The organism is Methylobacterium sp. WL119 (assembly GCF_008039875.1).
GTDB lineage: Bacteria > Pseudomonadota > Alphaproteobacteria > Rhizobiales > Beijerinckiaceae > Methylobacterium.
In genome coordinates this window covers 1-17,270 of the sequence record NZ_VRUU01000038.1, presented here as the reverse complement: position 1 = coordinate 17,270, position 17,270 = coordinate 1, and the positions used below count along the sequence as shown (strand labels likewise).

Below are 17,270 nucleotides of genomic sequence, written 5' to 3'. Positions count from 1 at the left end.
GTTGCATCTGCGGCCGGCTGATCCCCCCCGATCCGCTGCGGCGGTCCTGTTTTGCCCCCTATAGCAGGACTGCCACCTCTCCGAAGCTATGAGCAGGCCATAAGCCGGCGCGACGGTTCCTGTTCCCCGCGCCACCGACCTTCACACGACCACCCGACTTAAGGCGTCACGGGCGCGATGCCGGGAACTGGCCCGCATCGGCCTGTCATCGTCTGCTCTCGGTGCGGGGCGGCCTGACGACGTTCGCGACCGCCGCCGGCGCGCAAGCGTCGAGAGGCGCGTGCTGTAGTAGGTCGAAGCGTGTGCGGCTCATCTTGATTGCGTGAGGTAGCCTGCCTCGCGGAGGTCGTGCTTCACAGCCTCGTGGATGAGGTGTTCGAGATCCTCGTTTTGCGCAGTAGGCGGAGTAAGTGGCCGCATCGTCGGGAAGGGAAGTGCGACCGCGGCTAGCATGGCTGCCGCGTCGCCCTGATCCTGCTCAACGACAGGCTGATCCAGCACGCGCTGTGCGGATGATTTGAACCAGCCAAACATTGGCGCCTCCTGATTTAGCTCAGACACAACCCGCGCCAGCGAGTTCTGTTCTGCCTCACGGGGGGATTGCTGGTCGTCCGCTGTGCCGAACGCCCGCCTGCGGCTACCGCATGGCTCGGCCGGCTCTACGCACAGTAGAGCTTAGCAGCTAGGCTCTGTCTACGGCGTCAGAACACCACCGCTGGCTCATTCAGCTCCGCTCCGCTGCCTCCTGCTGCTCGAGCGCGCTCTTCGTGAGAATGAAGGCGAGGCGGCGGCCGACGTCCACAGCATCGGCAGTGATCAGGGGGGCGTCCGGGTCGCCGGCGTGGGTGATCTTCTCGCCGTACTTTTTCGGAGCGCATTTCGCCATGGCCCACTGCAGGGTCGAGATCTGCAGCCGCCGGTGCTGCCAATCCTTCGTCTCGTCGTTGGAGATGTCGATGATCTGCTCCAGGAAGGCGTCGGGCCGGGCTTGCATCGCTTCGGTGTAGCTCTGGCGGAACTCGGGGTTGTCGCGGACCCAGCGGCGGACGGTCTCACGGCTCGGCATGCTTTCGCCTTGGCAGATCCCTCTCAGCGACTCGCCGTCGGCGATCCGTTCGACGATCAGGACGGCGGTCGTGGAGCTGTAAGCGGTCATCGGCTGCGCGGTGTCGTAGTTGCGATTGCGGTAACAGAATACCGCATGCGCGTCATGTGGCCAATATCGCGTGCGCGAGGTGATCACGCGACGACCGGCCCTGGTGATTCGTCCGAAGGTGGCCGGCCGCCGAACAGGTCGGATAGCGCCTTGTATTCCCCGCGGCCCGGATTGGCCGGCGCGTCTTCCCCGGCCGCCGCCGCCTCGCATGCCGCCCGTGCTGCCGCTTGCGCCCGCTCCTGGGCGACGTGCCGGATTGCCCGGACCTCGTCGAGCCGGGCGATGGCTCGGGCTGCCGCCAGCATCAGGTCGGTCTCAAGGATCTCGTTCAACACCTCCCGGGGGAGGGCGCTCTTGATCGCCTCGTAGACGTGGACGACGTCCTGGTCGTACGCGCTGGCGCCGGCCGAGTTCGGGCGGTCCGGGAAGCCGATGATCTCTCCCATGCTTAGGCCTCCTCGTCAGTCACAGGCAGGGGCTTGAGGAGGTTAGCTGCCTCCCGGGCGAAGGTGCGCAACGCTTCGACACTGACAGGGTCGCGCGGCCCGGCCATGTCACCCTCGCCCTCGATGATGTCGGCGCTCTGCTTCGCCAGGCTGATCGCGCGTGCGACCCCGGCGTTATGGGCCAACCTGATCTGTTCGTTCATGGCTTCATCTCCGAGAGTGCGGCCCATGCCGCGGTGATCGTCGCCCGACGCTCGTCTGCCCAGTCGGGGTTCGCGGTGCAGACCGTGTCCAGCGCTGACCGCATCGCCTCGACGCCGCCGGCCTTGTGCAGGTTCTCGCCGTGCCAGCGGAGCGCGCTTGCTGCCGCCATGATGGTGACCTCGCTGGCCTCGATCGCCGCAAGCAGCTTGCCGAGGGCGTCCGTGATCCGCGCCTCAATGCTGGGTTGGAACCGCTGCATCAGGCGTCGCACTGCGGGCTCATGCCAGGGCATCAAACCCTCCGCCCTCGATGATGAAATCTCCTGCGGGGTGAGCCTTCCTGTGGTTGCCAAACCTCTCCAAAACCCCACACGAAATTGCGAGATGAGGCCTCCCGATTTGGCAACCGAGGCCTTTGTTTTTGTTATCTTTTTTTGGAAGAAGTAATTTCTTTTAATCTGTAGGTCTTGGGTTCGAACCCCAACGCGCTCACCATCATTTTAGCCCGCCTGGTCAATGACTTGGCGGGTTTTTTCTTGGCGGCAGGAACCTCAATCCGTGTTGCAGCGGCTTGCAACACGAACCTAACGTTTACAACGGGTTACGGCCGAGCGTAGGCTGGTCCGTGCAACACGGATGGAACACGATGAGCCTGAATGAAAAGCTTGCTCAGCTCGCAGGACGACAGGCCGAAGAGGCTCGGCGGAAAAAAGCTGTTCAGGAGGCTCAAGAGGCGGATCGCCTTGCGCGAGAGCAAGTACGGCAATCCGTACAGGCGTCATGGTCCGTTAATATGCAAGTATTGACCGAAGCTATTGATAGAGTGAATAGCGCTCTGTCACAACACGGCAAACCTCTATATCTGATCGCAGAGCAAAAATCGGATAGCGACAGAGTATATAAAGGAAAAATTGGATACACTCGCAAGCCCTTCCCGTTCGACGATGGAGATATGCAGAGAATACTTATGGTAGTCGAAAATAATGGTGATATCAATTTCAAACTTGGAACAAAGTCAAGCTTTCCACGCAAGAGCATTACGCTCAAAATATCAGAAGCTGACATTGATGCATATACGAATGTGTTGATCGAATTTATTGACATGAACACTCCTTAAATTCCATATAAATTAATTTTACATCCAAGACTAAGAAAATAATTTACAATAGTGATAGCTGCGCTTCAACAAAGTATCTTTGTTTTTAATGTGTCTATTTAAACCGGAGCCATTTAGATGAAACAATTGACCGCCGCAGAGGCAAGAGCGATTCTTGAGGCTAACGTTGCCCAGGCCGAAGAAACTCTCGATCTCGCTCAATCGCTAGCTCGATCCAATCCGGGCAACCTTCGCGCTGGCCAACACATCAGAAAAGCACGACGAAGCCTTGAGACTCGCCAGGCGCATCTCGCATCACACAAAGAGCAGTTCCCCGACGCCGATTGAAGCTGCCAGATCCGTGGCTCGGTCGGATCCTGCTGCTACTGATATGCGTCGGGCGTGCGACGGATTAAGCCGGGATCCGACACCTGAGCATCGCGGATCTGCCGCGCCTCGTGCACGGCTTTGCGGGTGAGGCCGAGGTCGGTGACGGTGGCAGCAGGGATGTTACCGTCTGGAACATCCCTCCTACCCTGGCCGCCGTGCCCTTGGACTTCACCCCGCTCCTGCGCCGCGTCGTACTCGTCGGTGCGCCGGCGCTTCGCCCGTCCGTTCGCCCCTCCGGCAATGTAGCTTTTGCCGGCAGCGACGACCTGCCCTAACTGCAACATTCTGTTGAATCGCGGTCCGACATTGCGGATTCTGTCTGCCCCTCAAATGACCGATTTGATATAGCGACGATACAAGAACGAGTGCTCTAGGGAAGGACGATAGCTTTTCATGGCCGATGATATCGCTGTCGAGGCGGACGATGCCCCGAATGTCGTTGCAGAACAAGATGAGGTAGAGACGCCCACAAAAAATGCCGCTCTTTCAGTTCTTCAGTGGGCTAAAGAAAATCATCTACTCTCTCTTTCAGGTATGGAAGAATCGATAGAGACGGAAGACGAAGAAGCCGTCGCAGATGTTCCCGGGACGTTTAACGCCCAGAGGGTCCAGGACGTATTTCGAAAACGCGCGATCAATCTTGTGGGCTTCGATGAAGCCGGCAGGCGAGTTGTAATTTTTACCAAAGGCAAACTTACGGCAACAGAACGAAAATTTATGCCGAGCAATTGGCCTGGTGGCTTTGCCGTCGAATATATTTATGGTGGTATTGCTCAGGTAAAAGGTAATCCTCCGCCGCCACAGGCGCATCGTCCTTACTTCGAGCACAATGGAAAGTACTGTTGTGGTAGCTCCGTATTTCCAGCGAATTGTATGGGCGCTGGAACGATCGGACTGCTCACGCGGGATGCCGATGGCGTGCTGCATGGCGTAAGCAACAACCATGTTTCAGGAGCGTGCAATCACGCTCAGCCGGGCCTACCGATCCTGGCTCCCGGCCCCGTCGACGTGACCGCCGAACACCGTGCGCCGTTCACGATTGGAAGACATGTGCGCTTGCTGCCTATCAACGATGGGATCCCGGAGAATGTGGACATCAGCGTCAACTGGGATGCATGCTGTTTCGAGATAGTGGATCCAGAAAACGTGACCTCGATGCAGGGGAATGCCTATGATACCCCGCTCGAGGTCGCTGATCCGATGCCAGGCATGCTCATGGAAAAAGTCGGCAGGACCACGGGCCATACTCATGGCCAGATCGTCGCGCAGTCTGCCTCGCCCGTTCCGGTGGCTTATAATGTCCGGGAGTACGGCATCACGAAGAGCGTTTTTTTCGAGGAGACATTCATCATTCAGAGTTTCCCGACGCCATTTTCAAAGCCAGGAGACTCTGGTTCTCTCGTCGTGAGCCGTGACGCTCAGGGCGTGCGGAGAGCCGTCGGCTTGGTTTTTGCGGGGGACCCTGACAGAAATCTGAGTTTTATCCTGCCGTTAAGACCTATCCTGGATAAGCTTGAACTTCAGATTGTTGCGGGTCACAATCTTTGATGTCCGACGTTTCACCATTGGTGGCAGCGAAACGCTTGGCGGCTGATCTGAATCTGCCCGCCCAGCGTGGGTCTGTATTTGTCTGGCACACTGACGCGGGTCTATGCTTGGTAGTAGCAGCAGACCCAGAATGGCTCGAAAATCACCACTTTAACATGCATGAGTACCTAGGTTTTCCTGTTGAGCGGCGCGACCGCTTGAACGGCATAGCTTTTCCCGCTCACCACTAAGTTTCGATGCATATCTTGTTGGGGCGATGCGGCCTCACGGCCATCGGCCGAGGATACCCCTGACGGCGTCAGGGGAGAGAGTCCTCACTCTGCTATCCTGGTGGGGTGGGGACAACCGCAGACGCATCCATGATCTGCCCGAGCGTCACGAGCGAAACGAGCGCCCCGAGACTGATGCTGCCCCAGGCTGTCCACATAGCCCATCGGATGAGCTTTGCCGCTCGCTCCAGCACAGCGCGATTGGCGGTAATGCACTCAGCGCTGTCCTCGAGAGCCTCGGCCTTCGATAGCCCGAGGGGCTTCTTCCCCTTCACGTCCGCGACCCACCCCGCCGGCGTGTTGCCCACATAGCTGAATGCATCGGGCATCGCAGAGAGGTTGGCGAGCACCATGGCAGCCAGCAATCCAGCGACCACCGCCAATCCGATGATGCCGAACGGGAGGAAATCGGGCTTGGTCACTAGGACGGTGACGCTCGCCGTTGCGATCACCGAGGCGGCCGTCGCCAGGAACCCAAAGAAGGTCATTGCTCGCTGATTACCAGCCAGCGCCACCGTCAACTGTGCACCGAGATAGGCGTCGGCCTCTCGCTTGATCAGATCGAGCGTGCCATCTTCGGCCGTCGCGAACGTATCGGTGATCTCAGACATGACTGCTGGCCTGGATGCTCATCCTGAGAAACGCCCGACGGGCACGAAAAGCCCTGGAGCTGATACACATCGCATCGACGAGACCAAGCGGGCGCCCGCGCAGGATCACGTGATCAAAAGCGACGATCATCCGAAGCGACGCCTGCCGCAACCCGAGCAGAAACCCCCGTCCAAATCACCAGAGAAACCTGCACCGAAGCCATTAGGTGGCGATAGAAAGAAGTAGCCATCAGCAAGAGGCTATCGCATCTGATCGGCTTTCGCCGGGGCCGGCCCTTCGTCCCAGCGATCCGGACTTCCCCTCCCGCTATGGGGCCGGCGAGCGGCCTCAGCCCCTCAGGCGCCGGCCGCCGGCCCGATAGTGTCAGGAAGCGGTCCCCGAGCTTCTGCGATTTGGCCGGCAGACCGCGCCTCCATCTGGTTGAGGATGATGTCGAGCGAGCCGTCGGGATGCTACCGCACCTCAGCAGCGGTGACCGGCTCACCATTGTTGGTGACGTTTACCGTGGAAGGTGCAGCGCTGGTGTCCGAATGGACGCTACTCGACAGGTCGTCGGCAACGCGTAGGGTCATTCGCATGCGTCACGCCCTGCTCACCGCCATCATCATGTTGCAGGGTGGGGGCGCATTCGCTGCCGAGCCGATCATCGGCCGGGCCAGCGTCACCGATGGCGACACGGTGGTGATCCACGGCATCCGCATTCGCCTCTTCGGCATCGACGCGCCGGAGAGCGCCCAGGTATGCGAGGACGCCGCCGGCAAGGAGTACCGCTGCGGACAGGTTGCTGCCCTCGCGCTGTCGGACCGGATCGGCGAGGCGCCAATCTCATGTGAGTCTCGGGACACCGACCGTTATGGTCGCACCGTTGCCATCTGCAGGAAGGGCCCTGAGGACCTGAACGCCTGGATGGTGGCGCAAGGCCATGCCATCGCCTTCCGGCGCTACTCGACCGACTATGCTGGACAGGAAGCACAGGCGCGTGCGGCCAAGCGAGGGATTTGGGCCGGCACGTTCGAGGACCCATCCGGGTGGCGTCGAGCGCGTCGAGGTGGAGTGGCGGCGCGAGCAGCTGACGAGCCAACACCAGCCGGATCGAATGCCTCCATGACGTGCACGATCAAGGGCAACATCTCGGCCAGGGGCGATCGGATCTACCACCTGCCAGGGACGAGCGCCTACACGCGCACCGTGATCGACGAGAAGGCCGGCGAGCGCATGTTCTGCACCGAGGACGAGGCGAAAGCAGCCGGGTGGCGGGCGCCGCGGGGCTGAGATGGATCTAGAGGAGGCAGCGTTCGGCTGTCGACCATGAACCAGCGGTGACGCTAACTCGGTTCGATCTGGATGCGACCACCACGATTGCGAATGGCATTGCGCATATGATTTCGGTGCGAGGCGGCCCGCCATCTCGGGTCAGGTGAGTAGCCCGAATTGACGGGCTAACAGCACCATCGTCTCCATGATCATGTGAGCGCACAGATGCGCGGCCATGTCGTTTACGTCATGGGGCGGGCTAACGGTGTTGAAGTCGACCGCGACGATGTTCAGGTCGGTAAGACTGCGAAGGAGCTCGATACCTTCCCGAGCACTAAGGCCACCCCAACTTGGGGTGCACACGCCTGGTGCGACCGACGGGTCGAACACGTCCATGTCCCAGCACAGATAGACGGGACGTCCAGCGACGGCGTGGCGGAACTCCGCGATGGTCTGTTCGAAGCCGCGTCGCAGCAGCGTCTCGGTGGTGACCACGCGGAAGCCAAGATGGTTGGCATGGTCGAGGACGCCGTCACGATAGGTGAACCCACGGATGCCGACATGCCAGGAGAGTGCGGCGTCGACGAGACCTTCTTCGGCCGCGTTCGTGAACTGGGTTGCGGCGTTGTAGCGATCTTCCGGAACGTAGGGGTAAGCGTCGGTATGGCTGTCGATGTGCAGCGCGACGAGGCCGGGATGCTGTCGAGCCGCGGCCCGCATCAGCGCAAGCGATACGGAGCCGTCGCCACCGATGCCGATCGGAACGGCCCCGGTCTCGAGGATCGACGTCGCCGCGGCCTCGATGCGGGGGAGTGCGTCCTTGATGCGGCCCGGCGTCAGGATCGCATCTCCGCAATCGACGGCACCGAGCAGTGTGAGCACGTCCGCATCGGCCAGGGCCGGGTGATACCGGCGGATCAGGCCGGATTGCTGCCGCACGTGCGTCGGCCCCTGGCGAGCGCCGACGCGGAAGGGATGCGTGCCGCAGTCGAACGGTGCGCCTAGGATCGCGGCACGGCAGCCCGGGCCTGGACGTCCGGCCGGCAGCCCCATGAAGGTCACGGGTTGGTGGAAGAGGGGTTCGGTCACGACGCGTCCTGAAGCAGATCGAAGGCGGTCAGCGCATGCACTCGTACGACCTGGTCGAGATCGCTGATGAGCACGAACTCGTCAGGGCTTCCCATTCCGTGGGGCGTGGGTCCGTAGACAACGGTCGGCAGCCCGGCCATCCGGAACCAGCGAGCGTCGGATCCCCCGACGCGCATGTTCACGGCGACCGGTGCGCCGGTGACGGCATGCGCGGCAGCCGTGCACGTCGTGACTACGGGATGAGAGGGATCCGTGTGGTTCGGGGCGAACCGGCGCAGGACCCGGTAGCTGATGCTGGGCTCATCAAGCGCGCGAGCAAGGGCCTCTTCCACTACCTCGATGGAGAGACCGACCGGTATTCGGATGTCGAGTGCGGCGCTCGCACGGGCAGGCACGAGGTTCGGCGATGTGCCACCCTGGATCAGCCCGATGTTCACGGTGCAGCGTCCCAGGACCTCCGCTTCGCCGTCGCCGGCGAGCGGCTCCGAGATCGACTTCGACGCCGCGATCGCCTGACTTACTGCGAGCGGGGCATTCGCGAGCAGTTCGCGTAGGCCGGAGAGGCGGTCGAGGGCGCGCCGAAGCCGGTCGATAGCGTTGTCGCCCCGATGCACGTGCGCCCCGTGTGCCGGACGACCCGAGGCCACGACCTCGACCCAGAGGAACCCCTTCTCACCGAAGCGCAGCACCCTCGGCGAACCAGCATCTGCGATGAGGACGGCATCGCCCGTCGCCCAGGGCAGGTTGTCCATCAGCCAACGCGTCCCGAGTGGACCCATGGTCTCCTCGTCGCCCGCAAGCGTCAGCACGAGCTCGCCGCACCAATACGATCGGACCTTTGCAAGGGCGGAGAAGGCGAGGATCGCCGCGGCGATGCCGCCCTTCATGTCGGACGCTCCGCGGCCGTAGAGCCTGTCCCCGTCCAGCACGCCGGAAGGATCCACGGTCCAATCCTCTGGTGCGCCGACTGGGTAGGTGTCGAGGTGCCCGTTGAAGATCACGCGGGGGCCCGGCCCTCGGCCATGGATGCGGGCAGCGAGGTTGACGATCCCGGGCGCGGGTTCGTGGCGCACAATCTCCGCGTCCGGAACATGCTCTCTGAGGATCGCTGCGGCGACATCGGCAGCCTCGCGCGTCGATCCAGGCGGATTCGGCGAAGCAGCCCGAACGAGGCGGAGGGCAAGTTCAGCGACGGCGTCCGCACGCGTCTCTGCAAGGCGGTGTCGGATCTCAGCGACTGGCAGAGTGTCGGATGCAAACGAGGTTTCAACGGCAGGCAAGACGGCGCTCCCACATGCGGATCGACTGCGTCAGGGGCCAGCAGATCGCGAAATAAACCAGTCCGATGAAGGTAAAGATCTCCAGCGGTCGGAAGGTGCTCGAGGACAGCTCCATGCCTCGCCGCGTCACCTCGCCGACCGAGATCACCGAGGCGAGCGAGGAGTATTTGATCAGCTGCACGAAGTTGGCGGCGAGCGGCGGCAGGATCAGACGCACCGCCTGAGGGAGGACGATGCGGACGAAGGCTTGTCCCTGCGACAGCCCGAGGACCTGCGCCGCCTCTCGATGGCCGACCGGCACAGCCTGGATGCCCGCCCGGAAGACCTCCGCGATGAAGGCTGAGGAGTAGATCGACAGACCGATGATGCTGGCGGTAAGGGCGTCGAGCCGAATGCCGAGCAGCATCGGAAGAACGTAGTAGACCCAGAGGAGCTGGACGAGGATCGGCGTGTTGCGGATCACCTCGCCGAAGGCGTAGGCGACCGCCCGCGCTGGCCATAGACGCGACGCGGACATTGCTGCGATGACGAGCCCGCCGAACGTCGCGAAGACGAGGGTCAAGGCAGAGATGAGGAGCGTCATCCCCACGCCCGACATCAGGAAGCCGATGTTGGCGGGGATGACGTCCCAACGGAATTGGTAGGCCCCCATCACGGCGCGACGATCGGACCGAGGCCGTTGCGCTCGGCGGCTTTGGCGAGCCGCCCGTCCAGTTTGATCGTCTCGACGAAGAGGTTGACGTAGTTCAGCCAGATCTGGTCGCCCTGCGGCACCACGTAGGCGTAGGGCGTGACGGCAAGCTTCTCGGGCGGCGTCAGGAACTCGGTGCCGAACTCCTTCTTCATCTTCAGTGCGGTCGGAAAATCCGACATGATGACGTCGGCACGATTGGACATCATCTCTGCCTGCACCGTCGCCGGCGCCGTCACAGCGGTCAGGCTGGCGTTCTTCAGGTAGCCGCGCATGAACGGCTCGATGTAGCTTCCTAGCGTCACCGCGACCGCGACGCCCTTCTGGTCGATGTCGCTCCACTGCTTGACCCGCCCGCCCGGCCGGATCACGGCGTAGATGTTGGTGACGAGGTAGGGCCGACTGAAGGCGACCGCCTGCGCGCGCTTCATGGTGGCGCCGACGCCGAACATACCAATCTCGCACTTGTTGGCCTGGAGATCGGCAGTGAAGGTCCCAAACGAGGTCTCGACGTATTCGAGATCGACGCCGAGATCCTTTGCAAACTCCTTAGACAAGTCGGCGTCGATCCCCTCCAACTGGCCGGTCTGAGGGTTGCGCATCGTGATCGCGTAGTAGAGCGGCCAGACGCAGACGCGCAGCTTGTGCGCCTTCGTCACTTGGTAAAGTCGGGATTCCGCCTGCTGGGCCTGCGCCGCGCTGCCAGCCAAGGCCAACGCGAAAGCACCGGCAGCCGCCAGGGTCTTGAACCGTCCCATCGATCTCTCCTCGGTTCTAGTCAGTCTTCGAGTTGTGAAAGAAAGCGCTGCGCCCGGGCGCTTGCGGGCGCCGCGAAGAAGCGCTCGGACGGCGCCTCCTCGACGATCTGACCCTGGTCCATGAACACGATCCGGTCCGCGACGCGGCGGGCGAAGCCCATCTCGTGGGTCACGACCATCATCGTCATGCCCTCCTCGGCCAGGGCCTGCATGACGACGAGGACCTCCCGGCGAAGCTCGGGATCGAGGGCGCTCGTCGGCTCATCGAACAGCAGCACCGACGGCCGCATCGCCAGGGCACGCGCGATCGCGACACGCTGCTGCTGTCCGCCCGAGAGACGCGTCGGGTAGACATCACGTTTGTCCGCTAACCCGACCTTCGCCAGGAGCAGCTCGGCCTGAGCGATCGCTTTGTCTTTCGGAACGCCGCGAGCGCGCATGGGCGCCTCGATCACGTTGGCCAGGACGCTCATGTGCGGCCACAGATTGAACTGTTGGAAGACCATCCCGATGTCGGCGCGCACGCCCCAGGCTGCCTTCCGAACCTCAGCGCTCTGCCGCGGAGCGCCGACGATCTGGTCGCGCATGACGATGCGGCCGCCCTGAGGCTCCTCCAACAAAGCCAGGCATCGCAGAAGGGTTGTCTTGCCCGATCCGCTGGGGCCGATCACGCACACGACTTCGCCCTCGCGTAGGGCGAGGTCGACCTCACGGAGGACTGGCGTGCTGCCGTAAGCCTTCGTCAGCGCCTCAGCGGCGAGAATCTTTGGTGGGGCCCTGCTATCCATAACTCAGGATTAGCAATGCTTATGCCAATCTTGTCAAATCAGTTATCAAACTGAATTTTTCGTTTGATAGCCGCTGTTTGGACCCATAAACATCGCTTATGGATATCAGGCAAATTCAGATCTTCGCTGCGGTTGTCGAGAGCGGCTCGATGACGGCGGCAGCCCGCTCGCTCGGGGTAACCCAGCCTGCCGTCTCGGCGGCACTCGCTCATCTCGAACGTCACGCCGGTTTCCAACTGTTCGCCCGGGAAGGGCGCCAAATCGTGCCGACGGCGGAGGCGCTGTTGCTTCATCAGGAGGCGCTGCGAGCGTTGGCTAGCCTGGCGCGGCTCGACGAGGCGGCTGCCGGCATCCAGGCGGCGACCCGCGGACACCTGACCATCGCGTCCAATCCGGGACCAGGCATCGCGTGGCTCCCGCAGATACTTGCGGCTTTTCGGGCGTCGCGTCCCCAGGTCACAGTCCGTTTCCTGACTCGCAGTTCACGCGAGGTGCGTGATCTTGTTGCGACGCGTGCCTTCGATCTCGGCATCGCCGAGGCGCCGTTCGATCGGACCGACGCCATCGTGCATCGCTACCGGTTCGACTGCGTGGCGGTGCTACGCATCGACCATGTGCTCGCTAATGAGGCGCAGCTCACCCCGGCCCTCCTAGACGATCATCCATTAATTGGGTTGCTGCCGGACCACGGCACGACGATACCAATCGCCCGCGCCTTTGAGGCAGCGGGAACCCGCGCAAATATTGTCGCCGAGTGCGAATTCTACGCAACGGCTCTAAATCTCGTCCTACACGGGGTAGGAGTTTGCATCTCTGATCCGATCAGTGCGGCTCAAGCGACTCTCGGTCGATCTGATCTCGTCGTTAGGCCCTTCATCCCAACTATTCCTTACGAAGTCGGTGTTTTGCGGCCTTCACGGGGAGGCACGTCGCATCTTGCAGAGCGCTTCATTGAGACCTTAGACGAATTCGTTAGGCCCTACCTTGTGACTTCGTAACCAAGTGATAGAGCATCCGACGTGAACAGAGGCGCGCCGCAGAAGTCGTTCAACCACGGCGCACCTCTCGAGACGCTCGCAGGCACGATCGAGCGCGTCACCTTCCACAACGCCGAGACCGGCTTTTGCGTGCTCAAGGTCCAAGCGCGGGGAAAGCGCGACCTGGTACCGGTGATCGGCCATGCACCTGCGATTGCCGCCGGTGAGTGGATCACGGCAACCGGGATCTGGTTCACAGACCGGCAGCACGGGCTCCAGTTCAAAGCCGATACGCTCAAGGCCACACCACCGACCGGGGTCGAGGGCATCGAGCGCTACCTCGCGTCTGGCTACATGCGCGGCATCGGACCCGCCATGGCCAAGCGCATCGTGGCGCTGTTCGGAGAAGCCACCTTCGAGGTCATCGAAGCCGATCCCGAGCGCCTGAAGGAGGTCTCCGGTATCGGCCCGACGCGGGCGGCTCGCATCGTCTCAGGCTGGGCCGAGCAGAAGGCCGTGCGGGAGATCATGATCTTCCTGCACGCGCACGGCGTCGGCACTGCGCGCGCGGTGCGGATCTTCAAGACCTATGGCTACGAGTCGATCGCCGTGATGACCGAGGATCCCTACCGCCTCGCCCGTGACATCCGCGGCATCGGCTTCCGGACCGCGGACGCGATCGCGATGCGTCTCGGGCTGACCAAGGAGGCGCCCCAGCGGCTCCGGGCCGGTGTGTCGTTCGCGCTGCAGACTGCCATGGACGAGGGGCATTGTGGCTTGCCGATCGAACGGCTGATCGTGCTCGCTCAGAAGCTCCTTGAGGTCGACGTTGCTCTCGTCCGCACTGCTGTCGCCGACGAGCTCGCGCGTGGCGAGGAGGTCGTCGCCGACACGGTCGACAACGAGCCCTGCGTGTTCTTGAAAGGCCTACATGCCGCTGAACGAGCGATCGCCGAGCGGCTCGTCACCCGGGCTCGCGGCTCACCCCCGTGGCCCAGCATCGACCTCGACAAGGCTCGCCCCTGGGTCGAGGCGAAGACGGGCAAGACGCTCTCGCCTTCTCAGGAAGAGGCCATCCGTCTGATGCTGGTCTCGAAGCTCTGCGTCATCACCGGCGGGCCAGGTGTCGGCAAGACCAGCACCCTCGACTCGCTCCTGCGTATCCTCACGGCCAAGGGCGTGAAGGTGCTGCTCGCCGCACCGACAGGTCGCGCCGCCAAGCGGATGACCGAGCAGACCCGGCTCGAGGCCAGGACCATTCACCGCCTGCTGGAGATCGACCCGAAGCGCGGCGGCTTCTCGCGCAACGAGGAGAACCCGCTGGACTGCGACCTGCTCGTGCTCGACGAGTGCTCGATGATCGACGTGCCGCTGATGAACGCCCTCCTGAAGGCCGTGCCGGAGCCTGCAGGGCTTCTTCTCGTCGGCGACGTCGATCAGCTCCCCTCGGTCGGCCCAGGCCAGGTGCTGGCCGACGTCATCGCCTCGGACCGCGTGCCCGTGGCACGACTGACCGAGGTGTTCCGCCAGGCAGCCGAGAGCCGGATCATCGTCAACGCCCACCGCATCAACCAGGGCCAGATGCCGGAGCGGCCACAGCCGGGCGAGAAGGCCGACTTCTACCTGATCGAGATCGACGACCCCGACGTCGGTGTCGCCAAGCTGATCGAGGTCGTGACCAAGCGCATCCCACGCTCGTTCGGGCTCGATCCGATCCGGGACGTGCAGGTCCTGACGCCGATGCTGCGTGGCTCGCTCGGCTCGCGCAACCTCAACCACGAGCTCCAGCGCGTGCTGAATCCGAACCCAGCCCAACAGATCGAGCGCTTCGGCTGGCGCTTCGCTCCCGGCGACCGGGTCATGGAGACACAGAACGATTACGACCGCGACGTGTTCAACGGCGATCTCGGCATGGTGGCCCGCATCGACGAGGAGGAGGGCGCCGTCGTCGTCACCTTCGATGGGCGTGAGGTGATCTACCCCTACGGCGAGCTCGACACGCTGGTGCCGGCCTTCGCTACGACGATCCACAAGAGCCAGGGCTCGGAGTATCCTGCCGTGGTGATCCCAATCGTGACACAGCACTTCAACATGCTGGCCAGGAACCTCCTCTACACCGGCGTCACCCGCGGCAAGCAGCTCGTCGTGCTGATCGGTCAGCGCAAGGCGATCGGCATGGCAGTTCGAGGTGGCAGTGCGAAGCGACGCTGGACGAAGCTACGGGAATGGTTGGCTGGGCCAAATCAGGTGCCATCGCTACGCGATCCACGAGCAACCTCCATTATACCGGCGTCTGGCAGCGGCCGCTGAAGCTGCAATGCCCCCTCCGCCGGCGCCTTCAAGCCACGTGCGCCACTCCTCCGGCGTGGTCAGCAGAAGCCCTACGACGCTCAGCAGCAAGCGCGGTTCGAACAGGTCAGGCGGCCGCGCTTCTATCGACGACCGCCTTATCGGCAGCACTCAAGCAAGCATCCACACCGTCGCGCAGCGAAGAAACATAGGCATCCGCCCCAACCTGCCGGCCGAGCGCAGCATTGGTGAGAACCTCTTCTCCGACGGGCCACAGGCCGACTAGCACGGGTACGCCGGGCGCCCGTCGTTTCAGCCGCTCCAGCAGGTAGCGCAGGTGCGATGGGTTCCCGGTGATGTCGAGGTAGGAGATGCAGATCATCGCTACGCCGGAGAGTTCGAGCTCGCGGATGCCCTCGCGCGAGGCGGATTGATAGGGCGTCACGCGCGCGCCGAGCCCGTGCTTGCGCAGTAGCTGCGCCAACATCGCCGAGGAGGCCTCATCGAGCGGGCCGCGTCCGGCAAGGCACAACACCGGCGCCTCGCCGCGCCACGCCTCTGGGAGTGCATCCCGCGGCGGGGCCTGGGCCGGCACCGCCTCGGTCTTCGTGTGCGTCCTCTCGGCCAGCGTCGGGGTGTCGGACGGATTGACCGCCTTGGCATCGACGGCCGGCTCAACGTCGTCGTGGCCTTCGAAATCCTCGACTAGCGAACGGGCGGAAGCGCGGATGTTTTCCAGTTGGCCGGGGGTAACGACCCCACGCGCGAAGTCGTTGGCGGCGAGCTGCAGGCCCTTCAGCGCCACCTCATCGTAGTACGAGGACAGCGAGCGATCCTTCAGCATGCCTTCGGCCACCTCCCGTACCTCGTCCGGGTCACCGGCGAGCATGCGTTGGTAGAAGTTCTCCACCGGGGTGAGTGGCGGCCGGTCACCGAGCAAAACGTCGAAGAACTCCAAGCTGTCGACGTGACGGCCGAGCACAACGAGGCAAACGGTGAACGGGGTGGCCAGGATCAAGCCGATGGGACCCCAGAGGAAGCCCCAGAACAAGGTCGAGACGATCACCGCGAAGGGCGAGAGCCCGGTCGAGTGACCGTACAGCAGCGGCTCGATCACCTGCCCGAAGATCGGCTCGGCGATCAGGAAGAGCGCCGCAGTCGCGATGACCATCGACCAGCCCGGGTCCACCGCGGCTGCCAGGGCGACCGGGAAAACTCCTGAGATGAAGGCGCCGATGTAAGGCACGAACCGCATCAGCGCCGAGAACACGCCCCACAGGAGGGGGTTGGGTACGCCGATGATCCAAAGGCCGACGCCGACGATGCCGCCGAAAGCGGCGTTCATGCCGAGCTGGGCGAGGAAATAGGTGCCGAGCCGGCCCGCGGCATCGTCCATCGCCACCGTCGTGCGGTGCAGGTCGCTCGACCCGAACAGGCGGATCATCCGGTTGCGCAGGTCCTCGCGCTGGAGCAGCAGGAACACCACCACGACGAGCACGATGCCGACCGTGGTCAGGGGCTCGAAGATTGGGCCAAGTACCTTCTCAGCCAGCGCCAACGGGGAGATCTCAGGTTCCTGGACGCGGACCAACTGAGCCTTCGGCGTGGCGCCCGCGGGGCCTGTCGCGGCCGTGGTCCCTGCGGCATCCGCCTTTTGAGTGGCGTCGTGAACCTCGTGGCTGAACTTCGCGATGACCTTGTTGGCATCGCCGAGCCAACCCTGCTGAAGCCCAGCGAACTTCTTTTGCACGGTGGCCTGGTATTGCGGCAGGTTGCCGGCAAGCCCCGCGACCTGGGTTCCGATGACCGCGCCGATGCCACCGATGACGCCGAGTGCCAGCAGCACCGCGACGATAACGGAAGGCACGCGTCCAAGCTTGATCCGACGAAGGAGGTTGACTACCGGGGCCAGGACGAAGCTGAGAAGCACCGCCAGCACCAGGGGGATGAACACCTCGCGACCGAAGTACAGGGCGGCCACCAGCACCACGCCGACCGCAAGGGTCAGGAGCCCGCGCAAACCCGGGACAAGGGGCGGCGGTACCTGGGCAGGCGGCTTCGGAGCTTCGGTCGCGCTGGTCGGCATACGGCGGTTTCCTGGAAGCCCGACGCGATCGCAGGGCGCACCGCCGTCAACGCCAGTGACGAGATTTTGTCCCGTATCCTTTATACCCCAGGCCTTGAGGCCCGGTGGCCCACGCGATGATGGCGTTGGTTGATCGGGCTTAGAGCGCCTAACAGAACCGCCTGATTTGGTTGAGGGTGATGAGACTGGCGGCGAGGTTGGTGAAGGCCTTGTAGATGTCGGCGCGACGCTCGTAGCGTACGGGCAGGCGTCGGAAACGGTTGAACCAGGCATGGGTGCGCTCGACTACCCAACGGTGACGCCCAAGCTTCTCGCTGCTGTCGATCCCGCGCCGAGCG

20 protein-coding genes and 1 pseudogene are annotated in these 17,270 nt (G+C 63.1%); 6 read left to right on the top strand and 15 right to left on the bottom strand.

The features are described from left to right. Nucleotides 1-309: 309 nt before the first annotated feature. The 5 genes from FV227_RS14940 to FV227_RS14920 form a co-directional block, all read right to left on the bottom strand. Nucleotides 310-534: a hypothetical protein gene (locus tag FV227_RS14940; RefSeq protein ID WP_147859339.1), complete on the bottom strand. Its 225-nt coding sequence runs from the start codon at nucleotides 532-534 to the stop codon at nucleotides 310-312. A gap of 190 nt (nucleotides 535-724) precedes the next feature. Continuing rightward, nucleotides 725-1,243 (bottom strand): hypothetical protein, encoded by a 519-nt coding sequence (locus FV227_RS14935; protein ID WP_147859338.1) that lies wholly within the window; start codon nucleotides 1,241-1,243, stop codon nucleotides 725-727. Beyond that, nucleotides 1,240-1,602 (bottom strand): hypothetical protein, encoded by a 363-nt coding sequence (locus FV227_RS14930; RefSeq protein WP_147859337.1) that lies wholly within the window; start codon nucleotides 1,600-1,602, stop codon nucleotides 1,240-1,242. Before FV227_RS14930 ends, FV227_RS14935 begins: the two co-directional genes overlap by 4 nt. Nucleotides 1,603-1,604: 2 nt before the next feature. Next, entirely contained in the window at nucleotides 1,605-1,805 is a 201-nt protein-coding gene (locus FV227_RS14925; protein WP_147859336.1) for a hypothetical protein, read from the bottom strand. After that, entirely contained in the window at nucleotides 1,802-2,098 is a 297-nt protein-coding gene (locus FV227_RS14920; protein WP_147862982.1) for a hypothetical protein, read from the bottom strand. The genes FV227_RS14925 and FV227_RS14920 overlap by 4 nt, the downstream gene beginning before the upstream one ends. Nucleotides 2,099-2,451: 353 nt before the next feature. Here FV227_RS14920 and FV227_RS14915 point away from each other — a divergent pair, with 353 nt between their 5' ends. Both FV227_RS14915 and FV227_RS14910 read left to right on the top strand, forming a co-directional pair. Then, entirely contained in the window at nucleotides 2,452-2,922 is a 471-nt protein-coding gene (locus FV227_RS14915; protein WP_147859334.1) for a hypothetical protein, read from the top strand. Nucleotides 2,923-3,039: 117 nt separating this feature from the next. Further along, nucleotides 3,040-3,249, top strand: a complete 210-nt coding sequence (locus tag FV227_RS14910; RefSeq protein ID WP_147726049.1) for a hypothetical protein — start codon at nucleotides 3,040-3,042, stop codon at nucleotides 3,247-3,249. Between the two features lie 35 nt (nucleotides 3,250-3,284). Here FV227_RS14910 and FV227_RS14905 read toward each other — a convergent pair whose 3' ends face one another. Further along, nucleotides 3,285-3,575, bottom strand: coding sequence for a hypothetical protein (locus FV227_RS14905; protein ID WP_147726048.1), 291 nt, complete (start codon nucleotides 3,573-3,575; stop codon nucleotides 3,285-3,287). A 109-nt stretch (nucleotides 3,576-3,684) separates the two neighbouring features. Between FV227_RS14905 and FV227_RS14900 the strand changes: the two genes are divergently transcribed. Beyond that, nucleotides 3,685-4,839: a hypothetical protein gene (locus FV227_RS14900; protein WP_147859333.1), complete on the top strand. Its 1,155-nt coding sequence runs from the start codon at nucleotides 3,685-3,687 to the stop codon at nucleotides 4,837-4,839. A 322-nt stretch (nucleotides 4,840-5,161) separates the two neighbouring features. Here the strand turns inward: FV227_RS14900 and FV227_RS14895 are convergent, their stop codons facing one another. Continuing rightward, complete coding sequence (locus tag FV227_RS14895; protein WP_147726046.1) at nucleotides 5,162-5,719, bottom strand: hypothetical protein; 558 nt, start codon at nucleotides 5,717-5,719, stop codon at nucleotides 5,162-5,164. Between the two features lie 577 nt (nucleotides 5,720-6,296). On the opposite strand from FV227_RS14895, the gene FV227_RS14885 reads away from it, so the two are divergent. Then, nucleotides 6,297-6,992, top strand: a complete 696-nt coding sequence (locus FV227_RS14885) for a thermonuclease family protein (RefSeq protein ID WP_147726045.1) — start codon at nucleotides 6,297-6,299, stop codon at nucleotides 6,990-6,992. A 141-nt stretch (nucleotides 6,993-7,133) separates the two neighbouring features. On the opposite strand, the gene FV227_RS14880 is transcribed toward FV227_RS14885, so the two are convergent. From FV227_RS14880 to FV227_RS14860, 5 genes are read right to left on the bottom strand one after another with little or no spacing between them, the layout of a single operon-like run. After that, nucleotides 7,134-8,063 (bottom strand): arginase family protein, encoded by a 930-nt coding sequence (locus tag FV227_RS14880; protein ID WP_147859331.1) that lies wholly within the window; start codon nucleotides 8,061-8,063, stop codon nucleotides 7,134-7,136. Beyond that, on the bottom strand, nucleotides 8,060-9,343 hold the full coding sequence (locus FV227_RS14875) for a M20/M25/M40 family metallo-hydrolase (protein ID WP_246686613.1): 1,284 nt from the start codon (nucleotides 9,341-9,343) through the stop codon (nucleotides 8,060-8,062). The genes FV227_RS14880 and FV227_RS14875 overlap by 4 nt, the downstream gene beginning before the upstream one ends. Continuing rightward, entirely contained in the window at nucleotides 9,330-9,995 is a 666-nt protein-coding gene (locus FV227_RS14870; protein WP_147726053.1) for an amino acid ABC transporter permease, read from the bottom strand. The genes FV227_RS14875 and FV227_RS14870 overlap by 14 nt, the downstream gene beginning before the upstream one ends. After that, nucleotides 9,995-10,792: an ABC transporter substrate-binding protein gene (locus tag FV227_RS14865; RefSeq protein WP_147726043.1), complete on the bottom strand. Its 798-nt coding sequence runs from the start codon at nucleotides 10,790-10,792 to the stop codon at nucleotides 9,995-9,997. The genes FV227_RS14870 and FV227_RS14865 overlap by 1 nt, the downstream gene beginning before the upstream one ends. A gap of 20 nt (nucleotides 10,793-10,812) precedes the next feature. Continuing rightward, nucleotides 10,813-11,580, bottom strand: coding sequence for an amino acid ABC transporter ATP-binding protein (locus FV227_RS14860; RefSeq protein ID WP_281406241.1), 768 nt, complete (start codon nucleotides 11,578-11,580; stop codon nucleotides 10,813-10,815). Nucleotides 11,581-11,678: 98 nt separating this feature from the next. Between FV227_RS14860 and FV227_RS14855 the strand changes: the two genes are divergently transcribed. Further along, a complete protein-coding gene (locus FV227_RS14855) occupies nucleotides 11,679-12,578 on the top strand; it encodes a LysR family transcriptional regulator (protein ID WP_147859330.1) in 900 nt (299 codons plus the stop codon). A 21-nt stretch (nucleotides 12,579-12,599) separates the two neighbouring features. Further along, the gene (locus FV227_RS14850) at nucleotides 12,600-14,867 is read left to right on the top strand and encodes an ATP-dependent RecD-like DNA helicase (RefSeq protein ID WP_147859329.1); all 2,268 of its coding nucleotides are present in this window, start codon (nucleotides 12,600-12,602) and stop codon (nucleotides 14,865-14,867) included. Here FV227_RS14850 and FV227_RS29870 read toward each other — a convergent pair. The 3 genes and pseudogenes from FV227_RS29870 to FV227_RS14840 all read right to left on the bottom strand — a co-directional run. Continuing rightward, nucleotides 14,807-14,936: pseudogene (locus tag FV227_RS29870) on the bottom strand (SOS response-associated peptidase); the annotation flags it as partial. The gene FV227_RS14850 and the pseudogene FV227_RS29870 overlap by 61 nt on opposite strands. Nucleotides 14,937-14,973: 37 nt before the next feature. Next, on the bottom strand, nucleotides 14,974-16,932 hold the full coding sequence (locus FV227_RS14845; RefSeq protein ID WP_147726040.1) for an AI-2E family transporter: 1,959 nt from the start codon (nucleotides 16,930-16,932) through the stop codon (nucleotides 14,974-14,976). A 148-nt stretch (nucleotides 16,933-17,080) separates the two neighbouring features. After that, nucleotides 17,081-17,270: transposase (locus tag FV227_RS14840; RefSeq protein ID WP_147728214.1), on the bottom strand; the 190-nt coding region annotated here is incomplete at its 5' end.